We start from the raw sequence: 12,682 nt of genomic DNA, 5'->3' as shown, positions 1-12,682 counted from the left end.
GGGCGAGGGTGGCGGCCACCGCGAGGACGTCGGCCGCCAGCAGACCGGCGACGGGGCCGCGCCGGCGGATGCTCCGGGGGGCGAGCGGCACGGGGCGGCCGGTGGCGCTCCGTGGCGGGTGGACCGATGGGGCCGTCGGCGCTACGGCCGTGGCCTGGGCGAATGCACTCTCCGTCGTCATCGCTCGGTGCGCTTCCTCGTCATGGGTCGGGGCAGGCTGAGAAGTTCCCGATAGAGGTCACTGACGGCTGCGGCACTCTCGCGTACGTCGCGGGCCGACCGGGTGTGGGCGCGGGCCGCGCGGCCGAGGGACGCGCGGAGCCCGGGGTCGCGCAGCAGCGCGGTGAGCGCCGTCGCCAGGGCCGCCGGGTCCTCGGGCGGTACGAGGCAGTGGGCCTCCTGGCCCGGTGGCAGGCTCTCCCGGGCGCCGCCGACGTCGGTCAGTACGACGGGCGTGCCGCAGGCCATGGCCTCCAGGGGGGCCAGGGCCATGCCCTCCCAGCGGGACGGGAGCACGACGACGTCGGCCGCGTGGAACCACGGCCGGGTGTCCCGGCTCGCGCCGGCGAACAGGACGCCCGGCGGGGCGTCCGCCCGCAGCCGCTCCCCGTCCGGCCCGTCGCCCACCAGGACCAGCCGGGCGCCGGGCGCCGCCACCCGGCGCCAGGCCCGCAGCAGGACGTCCTGGCCCTTCTGGCGGCACAGCCGGCCGACGCAGACCACCAGGGGGGCTTCGGCGGGCACCTCGGAGAGCAGGGGCAGGGCGGCGCGGGCCGCGCCCTCGCCGGGGCGGAAGTGGCCGAGGTCGACGCCGTTGCGGATCACCGACCAGCGGGCGGCGATACCGGCCTGCTCGCCCGTGCTGCGCTCGGTCTCGCTGACGCACAGGGTCCGGGAGGTCCACCGGGCCGCGTACCGCTCCCACGCGAGGGCGAGGGCCGCCTCCCGGCCCCGTACCGCCTCGAAGGACCAGGCGTGGGGCTGGAAGACCGTCGGCACGCGCCCGCGCAGGGCCAGCCGGCCCGCGAGCCCCGCCTTGGCGCTGTGGGCGTGGACGACGTGGGGGCGGCTCTGGCGGACGAGCCGTGCGGCGGTCACGACTTCGCCGGGAAGGTGCGGTCCGGGAGCCCGTACGGCGGGCCAGGTGTGCACCTGGGCCCCGGCTTCGGCGGCGTCCGAGGCCAGCGTGCCGCCCTGCGGGCAGGCGACGACGGTGCGCAGACCTTCGCTGGTCTGCGCTCTGACGAGATCGGTGACAACGCGCGCGACTCCCCCTTCCACCGGCTGAACGAGGTGAAAAACCGTCAGTTGGCTCTGCTCAGTCCAACTTTGTTGCAGCACGAGCGGCTCTCTTCATACGTGGACCGTAGAACTGACCGAGAAAGCAACCGCGGATTTCGGCTTTCTAACAAGGCGACAAAAGCAGGAGTGAACTTTGTCAGAAAGACAGTTGGAAAATCACGCATGGACGCGCCTGTTCGGCCATTTGGAGCCGTAGGAAAGAAAGGCGGGCGAGCGGCAATGGCGGGGCTCGAAAGGGAGTTGTCCGCGCGGGCGGAAACCACCCATCGGGTGATCGCGTCGAAATGATTACTGCCCGGTAGGCGCGTGCGGCGCGTCGGGCTCGCCAAGGCCGGCCAGGCTCAGCAGCGCCACGAGGTCCGGGCGCGCGCCCCGCAGGCGCAGGCGGCGGCCGGCCCGGCGGGCGGTGAGCCGCAGGCGGGCCAGCGCCTCGACGGCGGCGAGGCCGGGATCGGTCAGCCGGGCGACGTCGCAGATGACCTCGGTGGCGACCGCGCCGCACAGCAGGTCGTCGAGTTCGGCGCACAGGAGGGGGACGTCGGCAGGGGTCACCCGGCCGGCGACGACGAGAACGGTCGGCATCGTGGCATCCACATGAGGGAGACCCGGGCCGGGGGCGGAACTCATCGGTGGCCGCCTCACCAGGGGATCTCCGGGTGGACGAGGAGCGCGAGGGCGCCAGGACGCGAAGAGCGGGGCCGGTGTGATCACCGGCCCCGCTCGGTCGTGCTCGCCGTGTGCGGCGAAGGGTTACGCGATGCGGCCCAGCACGATCGGGTTCGGGGTGAAGTCGGTGCCCTCGGGGGACGTGAAGACCCCGCCGTTCAGCGCTTCCAGGGCGTACTCGAACTTCTCCGGGGTGTCCGTGTGCAGGGTCATCAGGCGCTGGCCCGCGGTGACCTTGTCGCCCGGCTTGGCGTGGAGCTCGATGCCCGCGCCCGCCTGGACCTGGTCCTCCTTGCGCGCGCGGCCGGCGCCCAGGCGCCAGGCGGCGACGCCCACGGCGTACGCGTCCATGGTGGTGAGGACGCCGGACTCGGACGCGTGGACCACGTGCTGCTCCCGGGCGACCGGCAGGGTCGCGTCCGGGTCGCCGCCCTGGGCCGCGATCATGCGGCGCCAGACGTCCATCGCGGAGCCGTCGGCGAGCGCCTTGGCCGGGTCGGCGTCCTTCAGGCCCGCCGCGTCCAGCATCTCGCGGGCGAGCGCGAGGGTGAGGTCGACGACGTCCCGGGGGCCGCCGCCCGCCAGCACCTCGACGGACTCGCGGACTTCGAGGGCATTGCCCGCCGTGAGGCCGAGCGGCGTCGACATGTCGGTGAGCAGGGCCACCGTCCGTACGCCGTGGTCGGTGCCCAGGCCCACCATGGTGGCGGCGAGCTCACGGGCGTCCTCGATGTTCTTCATGAAGGCGCCGGAGCCGACCTTCACGTCGAGCACGAGCGAGCCCGTCCCCTCGGCGATCTTCTTGGACATGATGGAGGAGGCGATCAGCGGGATCGCCTCGACCGTGCCGGTGACGTCGCGCAGCGCGTACAGCTTCTTGTCCGCCGGGGCCAGCCCGTCGCCCGCCGCGCAGATGACCGCGCCGGTGGACTCCAGGACGTTCAGCATCTCCTCGTTGGAGAGCAGGGCGCGCCAGCCGGGGATGGACTCCAGCTTGTCGAGCGTGCCGCCGGTGTGGCCGAGCCCCCGGCCGGAGAGCTGGGGCACGGCCGCGCCGCAGGCGGCGACGATCGGCGCGAGCGGCAGCGTGATCTTGTCGCCGACGCCGCCGGTGGAGTGCTTGTCGGCGGTGGGGCGGGAGAGCTGGGCGAAGTTCATCCGCTCGCCCGAGTTGATCATCGCGGCGGTCCAGCGGGCGATCTCGACCCGGTTCATGCCGTTGAGCAGGATCGCCATCGCGAGAGCGGACATCTGCTCGTCGGCGACCTCACCGCGCGTGTAGGCGTCGATGACCCAGTCGATCTGCTCGGGGCTCAGTTCGCCCTTGTCGCGCTTGGTCCGGATGACGGAGATGACGTCCATGCAGTTCAGGTTCCTTCCGGGGTGCCTGGCGCCAGGTGCTGGGGGCCGAAGGCGTCGGGGAGCAGGTCGGCGAGGGTACGGATACCCGCCGACGTGTCGAGCAGCAGCGCGGGGCCGCCGAATTCGTACAGCAGCTGACGGCAGCGGCCGCAGGGCATGAGGACCTCGCCCTGGCCGTCGACGCAGGTGAAGTGCGTCAGGCGGCCGCCGCCGGTGGCGTTGAGCTGCGAGACGAGGCCGCACTCGGCGCACAGGGAGAGGCCGTACGAGGCGTTCTCCACGTTGCAGCCGGTGACCGTGCGGCCGTCGTCGACGAGGGCCGCGGCGCCGACCGGGAAGCGCGAGTAGGGCGCGTACGCGTGGGACATCGCCTCGCGCGCCGCCTCCCGCAGGGCTTCCCAGTCGGCCGGTGCCGCGGCGTCCGTCATTTGCCCTGGCCCTTCCGGTACGGCATGCCGTCGGCCTTGGGCATCCGCAGGCGTTGCGCGGACAGGGCCAGCACGAGCAGCGTGGTGATGTACGGCGCCGCGTCCACGAACTGGCTCGGCACCTCGTTGGTGAGCGAGTACCAGACGAAGAGGAGCACCGCGGCCACGGCGGAGATCGCCGCCGGCACGTACTTCTTCTTGTACAGCTGCCAGAACACGACGAGCAGCAGCAGGATCGCCAGCAGGAGCAGCATCGCGTGGACGTTCTCGGCGCCGCCGCGCAGCTTGAGGCTGTCGGTGAAGCCGAAGAGGCCCGCGCCGAGCGCCATTCCGCCCGGCATCCAGTTGCCGAAGATCATCGCGGCGAGACCGATGTAGCCGCGGCCGCCGGTCTGGCCCTCCTGGTAGATGCCCGTCGCGACGATGGCGAGGAACGCGCCCGCGAGGCCGGCCAGGCCGCCGGAGACGACGACGGCGATGTACTTGTACTTGTAGACGTTGACGCCGAGGGACTCGGCCGCCACCGGGTTCTCACCGCAGGAGCGCAGCCGCAGGCCGAACGCGGTGTGCCACAGGATCCAGATGGTGGCCGGGATCAGCAGCAGCGCGACGATCGTCAGCAGCGAGAGGTTGGTGACCAGGCCGCCGACGACTCCGGCGACGTCGGAGACGAAGAACCAATGTTTGCCCTGGATGTCGCGCAGCCAGTCGGAGAGCCCCGGAATGGTGATCTTGGTGATCTCGTCGATGCGCGGGGACTGCTTGGAGGAGCCGCCCGCAGCCTTGTCGAACGTGAAGTTGGACAGGTAGCGGGTGACACCGACGGCCAGGATGTTGATGGCCACACCGGAGACGATGTGGTTCACGCCGAAGGTGACGGTGATGACCGCGTGCAGCAGACCGCCGAGCGCGCCGCCGACGATGCCGAGGGCGACACCCGTCCACGGGCCCCACTGGTAGCCGGCGTACGCGCCGAACCAGGTGCCCAGGATCATCATGCCTTCGAGGCCGATGTTGACGACGCCCGCGCGCTCGGCCCACAGGCCGCCGAGGCCGGCGAGACCGATCGGGATGGCGAGCTGGAGGGCGCCGGAGACCTGGCCGACGGAGGTCAGGTCGTCGGCGCCGCTGATGATGCGCACCAGCGAGACCAGCGCGAGCGCACCCGCGACGATCAGCAGGATGACGGGTACGGACAGCTTGCGGCGGGCGCTCTTCTTGGGCGCCGCGCTCACGGCGGAGACAGTGCTGGTACTCATTACGCCGCCACCTCCTCACGGTTCTTGCGGGCGGCTGCGGCGAGCTCCTCGCCCACCTTCTGCTGCTGGCGGCGGAGCCCGTAGCGGCGGACGAGTTCGTAACTGACGACGACCGCGATCACGATCAGGCCCTGCATGATCGTGGCGATCTCCTTCTCGTAGCCGTACTGGTCGAGCGCGGAGGACGCCTTGTCCAGGAACGCGATCAGCAGTGCGCTGAAGAAGATGCCGACCGGGTTGTTGCGGCCGAGCAGGGCGATGGTGATGCCGGTGAAGCCGATTCCGGTCGGGAAGCTGAGGCTGTACGTGTGGGTGTCGCCCAGCAGGGTCGGCATGCCGGCGAGACCGGCCACACCGCCGGAGATGAGCATCGCGGTGAGGATCATCTTCTTGGCGTCGACACCCGAGGCCGCGGCGGCGCTCTCGCTGGCGCCGGTGGCGCGCAGGTCGAAGCCGAAGCGGGTGCGGTTGAGGACGAACCAGTAGACGATGCCGAGCGCGAAGGCGACGAAGGTGAAGCCGTAGATCTCGCCGCCGTCGCCCAGGGTGACGCTCGGGAACCAGCCGGACTCCGCGATCTCACCCGTGGTGAGGTCGTTGGAGCCCTCCAGCTGCACGCCGAAGTTGTCGGTGAGGATCAGCCAGGCGATCAGGCTGGTGGCGATCGCGTTGAGCATGATCGTCGAGACGACCTCGCTCACCCCGCGCAGGGTCTTGAGGACACCGGCGATACCGGCCCAGAAGGCGCCGGTCAGCATGGCGACGAGCACGATCAGGGCGATGTGCAGCGGGCCCGGCAGTTCGACGGCCGCGCCGACGAGCGCCGCCATCATGGCGGCGAGGCGGTACTGGCCGTCGACGCCGATGTTGAACAGGTTCATCCGGAAGCCGACGGCGACGGCGAGCGCCGCCAGGTAGTACGTGCCGGCCTGGTTCAGGATGAGCACCTGGATGTCGGCGTACTGCGCGCTCTCGACCATCAGCTTGTACGGCTCGAACGGGTCGCGGCCCGAGGCGAGCAGCACCACCGAGGTGAGCGCGATGGCGACGACCAGCGCGAGCACTGGGCCGGCGAGGCCCAGAATCAGCCGGTCCTTGTCGAATTTCTTCATCAGGCCTCGTCCTCCGGGGCTGCCTCAAGGTGGCCGGTGGCGGCGCCGGTCATGGCCGAGCCCAGTTCCTCCGGGGTGATGGTCGCCGGGTCGGCGTCCGCGACCAGGCGGCCGCGGTACATGACCCGCAGGGTGTCGGACAGCCCGATGAGCTCGTCCAGGTCGGCGGAGATCAGCAGTACGGCCAGACCCTCGCGGCGTGCTTCGCGAATCTGGTCCCAGATCTGCACCTGCGCGCCGACGTCCACGCCCCGCGTGGGGTGGGCGGCGATGAGCAGCTTGGGGGCGTGGCTCATCTCGCGGCCGACGATCAGCTTCTGCTGGTTGCCGCCGGACAGCGAGGCGGCGGTGACCTCGATGCCGGGCGTGCGGACGTCGTACGCCTCGACGATCCGCTCGGTGTCCTTGCGGGCCGCCTTCAGGTCGAGCAGTCCGCGCTTGGAGTTGGGCTCCTCGGTGACGTGGCCCAGGATGCGGTTCTCCCACAGCGGCGCTTCGAGGAGCAGGCCGTGGCGGTGGCGGTCCTCGGGGATGTAGCCGATGCCGCTCTCACGGCGCTTGCGGGTGGGCGCGTGCGAGAGGTCGGAGGTGTCGAGCGTGATGACACCGCCGTCCGGGTTGCGCAGGCCCATGATCGCCTCGACGAGCTCGGCCTGGCCGTTGCCCTCGACGCCCGCGATGCCGAGGACCTCGCCCTTGTGGATGGTGAAGGTGATCCCGGCGAGCACCTCGCGCACCGCGCCGTCGGGGTCCGTGGCGTTCAGCTGGAGGTTGTCGATGGTGAGCATCGGTACGTCGGTGACCGTCGACTCGCGGGTCTCGGGCGACGGGAGCTCGCTGCCGACCATCAGCTCGGCGAGCTGCTTGGTGGTGGTGTTCGCCGGGTCGGCGGTGCCGACGGTCGTGCCGCGCCGGATGACGGTGATGTCGTCGGCGACCGAGAGGACCTCGCCCAGCTTGTGCGAGATGAAGATGACCGTCAGGCCCTCGGACTTGAGCTCGCGGAGGTTGGCGAAGAGCGCGTCGACCTCCTGCGGGACCAGCACGGCGGTCGGCTCGTCGAGGATGAGGATGCGCGCGCCGCGGTAGAGGACCTTGAGGATCTCCACGCGCTGGCGGTCGGCCACACCGAGGTTCTCGACCAGGGCGTCGGGGCGCACGTTCAGGCCGTACGCCTCGGAGATCTCCTTGATCTTCTGGCGGGCCTTGTTGCCGATGCCGTACAGCTTCTCGCCGCCGAGAACGACGTTCTCCAGGACGGTGAGGTTGTCGGCGAGCATGAAGTGCTGGTGCACCATGCCGATGCCGCGCGCGATGGCGTCGGCCGGGCTGTGGAAAGTGGCCTGCTCCCCGTCGACGGTGATGGTGCCCTCGTCCGGCTTCTGCATGCCGTAAAGGATCTTCATCAGGGTCGACTTGCCGGCACCGTTCTCACCGACGAGGGCGTGCACGGTGCCCTTGCGGATGGTGATGTCGATGTCGTGGTTGGCGACGACGCCGGGGAAGCGCTTGGTGATGCCGTGCAGTTCTACGGCGGGGGGCGGGCTGGACGCGTTGATGACGCACTCTCCTTGGCGGAAAGGAGCGGGAGGCGGGCGGGAGGCGGAGGCAGGGCGCGGCGAAACTATCGCGCTGAGCGAATGTCTACGCGCGTAGCAACGCCAAATGAAGAAAAGACCGGGCAGGGAATGCGGCCCGGGGGCCGGAGAGGCGGCGGAAACCGCCTCACCGGACCCCCGGGATCATGTCCTGACCCCGCAACCTTACGGCGCGGTCTGGACCTTGATCTTGCCGGAGATGATCTCGGCCTTCGCCTTGTCGACGGCGGCGATGAGGTCCGTCATCTTCTTGTACTCCGGGTTGGAGTCGGAGAGGCCGACGCCGTCCTTGTCGAGGCCGTAGCGGACCTCACCGGACTGCGGCTTGCCGTCCTTCACGGACTTGATCAGGTTGAAGACCGCGTCGGACACGTCCTTGGTGACGGACGTGAGGATCTTGGCCTTGTACTTCGCCAGACCCTCCTGGTTGTACTGGTCCGAGTCGACGCCGATGGCCCACTTGCCGTCCAGGGCGGCCGCCTCGATCGAGCCGGAGCCCGCGAGACCGGCGGCGTGGTAGATCACGTCGGCGCCCTTGTCGAGCTGGCCCTGGGCGGCGGCCTTGCCGAGGTCGGGCTTGGCGAAGCCGTCGAAGTTCGGCGGCTGCGTCAGGTACTGCTTCAGGACCTGGACCTTGGGGTTGGTGTCCTTGACGCCCTGGGCGTAACCCGCCTCGAACTTCTTGATCAGCGGGACCTCGACACCACCGATGAAGCCGACCTTGTTGGTCTTGGTGGCCTTGGCGGCGGCGACGCCGGCGAGGTAGGAGCCCTGCTCCTCGTTGAACACCATGTTGGCGATGTTCTTACCGGTCACCGAGGTGTCGTCGATGATGCCGAAGGTGGTCTTCGGGAACTTCGGCGCGACCTTCTTGATGGCCGGGGCGTAGGCGAAGCCGACGCCGATCACCGGGTTGTTGCCCGAGCGGGCCAGCTCGGTGAGGCGCTGGACCTTGTCGGCGTCCGACTCGCCCTCGGAGGGCTCCTGGTCGTTCCCCTTGATGTCCAGTTCCTTCTCGGCCTTCACAAGACCGGCGTACGCCGCGTCGTTGAAGGACTGGTCACCGCGGCCGCCGATGTCGTACGCGATGGCGGCGCTGGCTTCCTTCGAGCCGGAACCGGAGTCCGACGTCTTGCCACAGGCGGTGGCGGAGAGTGCGAGAGCTGTGGACGCGATGGCCACAGTGGCAAGCCTGGTTACGCGGCGCAAGGGAGGGCTCCTTCGACCTGACCGAAGCGCCTCTGCCGGCGCTGGTTTCGCGGCGATCGTAACGCGCGTAGATGCCGGATAAGCGACCGTACGACAGCTGTTATCGGATCGTCGTGAACGGAAGACGCCGTGGCTGATTACGAACGGTGTCCGTCAAGTAGCGCGGCAGCCGTGAAGAGTTCGACGCCGGCCTCGATCGCGGCCTCGTCCACGTCGAAGTCGCCGCGGTGCAGGTCGCGTCGGGCCGTGTCACCCGGAGTGCGTACGCCCAGACGGGCCATGGCGCCGGGAACCTGCTCCAGGTACCACGAGAAGTCCTCGCCGCCCAGGCTCTGCTCGGTGTCCTCGACCGCGTGCAGCCCGCGCCGGGCGGCCATGGCGTCGGTGAGGAGCTCGGTGACCGCGTGCTCGTTCACGACCGGCGGGACGCCTCGGACGTAGTTGATCTCCGACTTGGCGCCGTGCAGGGTCGCGATCTCGTCGATCGCGGCGTGCACCAGGTCCGGCGCCTCGTGCCAGGCGTCGAGGTCCAGGCAGCGGACGGTGCCGGCGAGCACGGCGCGCTGCGGGATGACGTTGCAGGCGTGGCCGGACTCGATGCGGCCCCAGGTCACGGCGAGTCCCGCGCGCGCGTCGACGCGGCGGGCGACCAGCGCGGGGACGTCGGTGGCGACCCGGGCGACGGCCGTCACCAGGTCGGTGGTCAGGTGCGGGCGGGCGGTGTGGCCGCCGGGACCGTCCAGCGAGACCTCCAGTCGGTCGCAGGCCGAGGTGATCGGGCCCGTACGCAGACCGATGCGGCCCGCGTCGACCTTGGGGTCGCAGTGCACCGCGATGATCTTGCCGACGCCGTCCAGGCCACCGGCCTCGATCACGCCGAGCGCGCCGCCGGGCATCATCTCCTCGGCGGGCTGGAAGATCAGCCGTACGGGCTGGGGCAGCAGGCCCGCGCGGTGGAGCTCGGCGAGGACCAGACCGGCGCCGAGGACCACGGTGGTGTGCACGTCGTGGCCGCACGCGTGCGCGCGGTCGGGGACGGTGGAGCGGTACGGGACGTCCGCCTTGGTGTCCGGGATGGGCAGCGCGTCGATGTCGGCGCGCAGGGCCAGGACGGGGCGTACGCCGTCGGCGCCCGGGCGGGCCGTGCCGATGTCGCAGATGAGTCCGGTGCCCGTGGGCAGCACGCGCGGCGCGAGGCCGGCCTTCTCCAGGCGGGCCTTGATCGCGGCGGTGGTGCGGAATTCCTGGTGCCCGAGCTCCGGGTGCATGTGCAGGTCGCGCCGGAAGGCGATCAGCTCGAGACGCAGGGACTCGGGCAGCGTGCCGGGGAGCGGGACCATGCCCGGCAGTGCTGCTTCTTCGGACTCGCAGATCAGCTGGCTCATCTCTGAAAGGGTAGGCGTGTTTGGCGGGTAACCAACCAGCGATCAACAAAACTTCAGCCGCATAGGGGAAAGAAAGTCGGTCCCGGCGCGCTTGGGCGCCGCTTCGGGCGGGTATGCTCCGCCGCTCTCCTCCCCGTCCCGGCCTGGGCTTTTGCGGGTCGGGCGGGCGCGGTCGGTGGTGAGTTTCCTTCCCTGGGGACACTCCGGGCCCGTGGGCAAGGTCACATATGTGGCGAACCAGACATCTACCCCGGTGTGGGCAGGCGCTGGACGTCCCGTGCCGTGGTCGTGACACCCGACAGGAAGCCCTGCGCGCGGGGTGAGGCCGAGTCCCTCAGCCACAGCGGGTCCACGTCGCAGACCGCGACGCGCACGCCGGTGCCCACCAGCGCGAGCGGCAGCGTGTGGACCACGGTGGACGGGAAGCTCAGGATCAGCCGGCCGATCGGCCCGCGCCGGGCGATGAGCTCCAGCGGCAGGTCGGGGCGGACGATCTCCAGGCCCGTCTCCACGGCCAGCCGGTGCAGCTTGTCGGCGCTCTCGCGCCGGTGGGCGAAGTAGCGCGTGGCCCCGTGGGCGCGGGCCAGCGCGGTGACCGCCTCGACGTACCGGTCGGGGTCCACCACGCCGGTCTCGACCAGCGACGTACCGACCAGGTCGGCGCCGCGCGAGACGCGCGGCGGACCGAACCGGGAGCGGGTCCAGCCGAAGTCGTTGGCCGTGACGGCGACCCCCGGCGCCTCCTCCACGGGCATCGAGGTGAAGACTTCGACGCTGCGGGTCCGGGACGGCGTCAGGCGGCGGCGGGCCGCCGCCGAGACCGGGCCGAACACGAGGTCGCGCGGCCCCCGGCGGCCGCCGCGCCGGTGCCAGCGCTCCAGGCGCTCGCCGCCGGTCAGCTGGGCGACGAACTCCATGGTGGCCGTGCCGTCGTCGACGACGACCAGGTCGCGGGCGCGGGTGATCGTCAGCAGCAGCTGCACGTACCGCGAGAACGGGTCGCCGATCACGATCCGGCGCGCCCGCCGCAGGGCGGACGCCAGACCGCCGATGGTCTGGAACGGCGCCCCCGCCCCGCCACGGGCCTCCTCCCACCGCACCCGCATGCCCTCGTGGCGCGCGAGCTCCGCCATACGCCGCAGCTGGCCGCGGGTCATGGGGTCGGTGGGCGACAGGACGACGACCGTGAGGTCGTACGCCCGTGTCCCGCGGGCGGCCGCCTTCGCGTGGGCCCACTCCAGGACGTTCAGGAGCTGGACCGGGCTCTCGACGAAGGCGAGCGTGCCCGAGGTCTCGCGGGCCCCGGTGGCGGCCGTCTCGGTGGCCTCGGCCGCCTGGGTGGCGGGAGTGCCGGGGGTGCCGTTCACGGCGACGTCGACGTCTTTCCGGTCAGACCGCGACGGGCTCGCGGTCGGTGCCCTCGGCGACGACGCCCGCGACGCGGCGCAGCTTCTTCATCGGGCCGAGCTCGGACTCGTACACCTTCTTGACGCCGTCACCGAGGGACGCCTCGATGGTGCGGATGTCGCGGACCAGGCGGGACAGGCCGCCGGGCTCGACGGAGGCGGCCTGGTCGGAGCCCCACATGGCGCGGTCGAGGGTGATGTGGCGCTCGACGAACGTGGCGCCGAGGGCGACGGCGGCGAGGGTCGTCTGGAGGCCGGTCTCGTGGCCGCTGTAGCCGATCGGGACGTTCGGGTACTCGGCCTGGAGGGTGTTGATCACCCGCAGGTTGAGCTCCTCCGCCTTCGCCGGGTACGTGGACGTGGCGTGGCACAGCAGGATGTTGCTGCTGCCGAGCACCTCCACCGCGTGGCGGATCTGCTGCGGCGTCGACATGCCGGTGGAGAGGATGACCGTGCGGCCGGTGGCGCGCAGCGAGCGCAGCAGCTCGTCGTCCGTCAGGGACGCGGAGGCGACCTTGTGGGCCGGTACGTCGAACTTCTCCAGGAAGGCGACGGCCTCGGTGTCCCACGGGGAGGCGAACCAGTCGATGCCGCGCTTCTTGCAGTACTCGTCGATGGCGCGGTACTCGTCCTCGCCGAACTCCACGCGGTGGCGGTAGTCGATGTACGTCATCCGGCCCCAGGGGGTGTCGCGCTCGATGTCCCACTGGTCGCGCGGCGTGCAGATCTCCGGGGTGCGCTTCTGGAACTTGACCGCGTCGCAGCCGGCGTCGGCGGCGGCGTCGATGAGCGCGAACGCGTTCTCGATGTCGCCGTTGTGGTTGATGCCGATCTCACCGGTGACGTAGACGGGGTGGCCGGGGCCCGCGGTCTTGGAACCGAGGGTGCGGAGGCGCGAGTTGGTGCTCATGTGGTTCTTTTCCTAACGGGGGGAGTTGAGGGGTGTGAGCTACGG

General features: G+C 70.8%; 11 protein-coding genes. All 11 read right to left on the bottom strand.

Going from position 1 to position 12,682, the window contains the following annotated elements:
- Nucleotides 1–177: 177 nt before the first annotated feature.
- Complete coding sequence (locus E2E34_RS22995; RefSeq protein WP_138903817.1) at nucleotides 178–1,341, bottom strand: glycosyltransferase; 1,164 nt, start codon at nucleotides 1,339–1,341, stop codon at nucleotides 178–180.
- A gap of 249 nt (nucleotides 1,342–1,590) precedes the next feature.
- The gene (locus E2E34_RS22990) at nucleotides 1,591–1,884 is read right to left on the bottom strand and encodes an STAS domain-containing protein (RefSeq protein ID WP_244315997.1); all 294 of its coding nucleotides are present in this window, start codon (nucleotides 1,882–1,884) and stop codon (nucleotides 1,591–1,593) included.
- A gap of 168 nt (nucleotides 1,885–2,052) precedes the next feature.
- Entirely contained in the window at nucleotides 2,053–3,330 is a 1,278-nt protein-coding gene (locus E2E34_RS22985) for a thymidine phosphorylase (RefSeq protein WP_138903815.1), read from the bottom strand.
- A 5-nt stretch (nucleotides 3,331–3,335) separates the two neighbouring features.
- The gene (locus E2E34_RS22980) at nucleotides 3,336–3,758 is read right to left on the bottom strand and encodes a cytidine deaminase (protein WP_138903814.1); all 423 of its coding nucleotides are present in this window, start codon (nucleotides 3,756–3,758) and stop codon (nucleotides 3,336–3,338) included.
- A complete protein-coding gene (locus E2E34_RS22975) occupies nucleotides 3,755–5,017 on the bottom strand; it encodes an ABC transporter permease (protein WP_138903813.1) in 1,263 nt (420 codons plus the stop codon). The genes E2E34_RS22980 and E2E34_RS22975 overlap by 4 nt, the downstream gene beginning before the upstream one ends.
- Nucleotides 5,017–6,129, bottom strand: a complete 1,113-nt coding sequence (locus tag E2E34_RS22970; protein ID WP_138903812.1) for an ABC transporter permease — start codon at nucleotides 6,127–6,129, stop codon at nucleotides 5,017–5,019. The genes E2E34_RS22975 and E2E34_RS22970 overlap by 1 nt, the downstream gene beginning before the upstream one ends.
- Nucleotides 6,129–7,655 (bottom strand): ABC transporter ATP-binding protein, encoded by a 1,527-nt coding sequence (locus E2E34_RS22965; protein ID WP_138903811.1) that lies wholly within the window; start codon nucleotides 7,653–7,655, stop codon nucleotides 6,129–6,131. The genes E2E34_RS22970 and E2E34_RS22965 overlap by 1 nt, the downstream gene beginning before the upstream one ends.
- 237 nt (nucleotides 7,656–7,892) lie before the next feature.
- Nucleotides 7,893–8,936 carry a BMP family lipoprotein gene (locus E2E34_RS22960; protein ID WP_138903810.1) on the bottom strand — a complete coding sequence of 348 codons (1,044 nt, stop codon included), beginning with the start codon at nucleotides 8,934–8,936 and terminating at the stop codon, nucleotides 7,893–7,895.
- Nucleotides 8,937–9,073: 137 nt separating this feature from the next.
- On the bottom strand, nucleotides 9,074–10,321 hold the full coding sequence (locus tag E2E34_RS22955) for an amidohydrolase (protein WP_138903809.1): 1,248 nt from the start codon (nucleotides 10,319–10,321) through the stop codon (nucleotides 9,074–9,076).
- Between the two features lie 245 nt (nucleotides 10,322–10,566).
- The gene (locus E2E34_RS22950; protein WP_244315995.1) at nucleotides 10,567–11,688 is read right to left on the bottom strand and encodes a hypothetical protein; all 1,122 of its coding nucleotides are present in this window, start codon (nucleotides 11,686–11,688) and stop codon (nucleotides 10,567–10,569) included.
- Between the two features lie 22 nt (nucleotides 11,689–11,710).
- Nucleotides 11,711–12,637: an N-acetylneuraminate synthase family protein gene (locus E2E34_RS22945; protein ID WP_138903808.1), complete on the bottom strand. Its 927-nt coding sequence runs from the start codon at nucleotides 12,635–12,637 to the stop codon at nucleotides 11,711–11,713.
- Between the last annotated feature and the right edge of the window lie 45 nt (nucleotides 12,638–12,682).

Source organism: Streptomyces albidochromogenes (genome assembly GCF_005981925.1).
In the GTDB taxonomy this organism is placed as follows: Bacteria; Actinomycetota; Actinomycetes; order Streptomycetales; family Streptomycetaceae; genus Streptomyces; species Streptomyces albidochromogenes.
This window is presented reverse-complemented; position numbering and strand designations above follow the sequence as displayed.

Excerpts from the sequence above, each read along its gene's own strand:
- E2E34_RS22990 (WP_244315997.1), bottom strand. The coding sequence starts at position 1,884 with ATGCCGACCGTTCTCGTCGTCGCCGGCCGGGTGACCCCTGCCGACGTC.
- E2E34_RS22985 (WP_138903815.1), bottom strand. The coding sequence starts at position 3,330 with ATGGACGTCATCTCCGTCATCCGGACCAAGCGCGACAAGGGCGAACTG.
- E2E34_RS22980 (WP_138903814.1), bottom strand. The coding sequence starts at position 3,758 with ATGACGGACGCCGCGGCACCGGCCGACTGGGAAGCCCTGCGGGAGGCG.
- E2E34_RS22975 (WP_138903813.1), bottom strand. The coding sequence starts at position 5,017 with ATGAGTACCAGCACTGTCTCCGCCGTGAGCGCGGCGCCCAAGAAGAGC.
- E2E34_RS22970 (WP_138903812.1), bottom strand. The coding sequence starts at position 6,129 with ATGAAGAAATTCGACAAGGACCGGCTGATTCTGGGCCTCGCCGGCCCA.
- E2E34_RS22955 (WP_138903809.1), bottom strand. The coding sequence starts at position 10,321 with ATGAGCCAGCTGATCTGCGAGTCCGAAGAAGCAGCACTGCCGGGCATG.
- E2E34_RS22945 (WP_138903808.1), bottom strand. The coding sequence starts at position 12,637 with ATGAGCACCAACTCGCGCCTCCGCACCCTCGGTTCCAAGACCGCGGGC.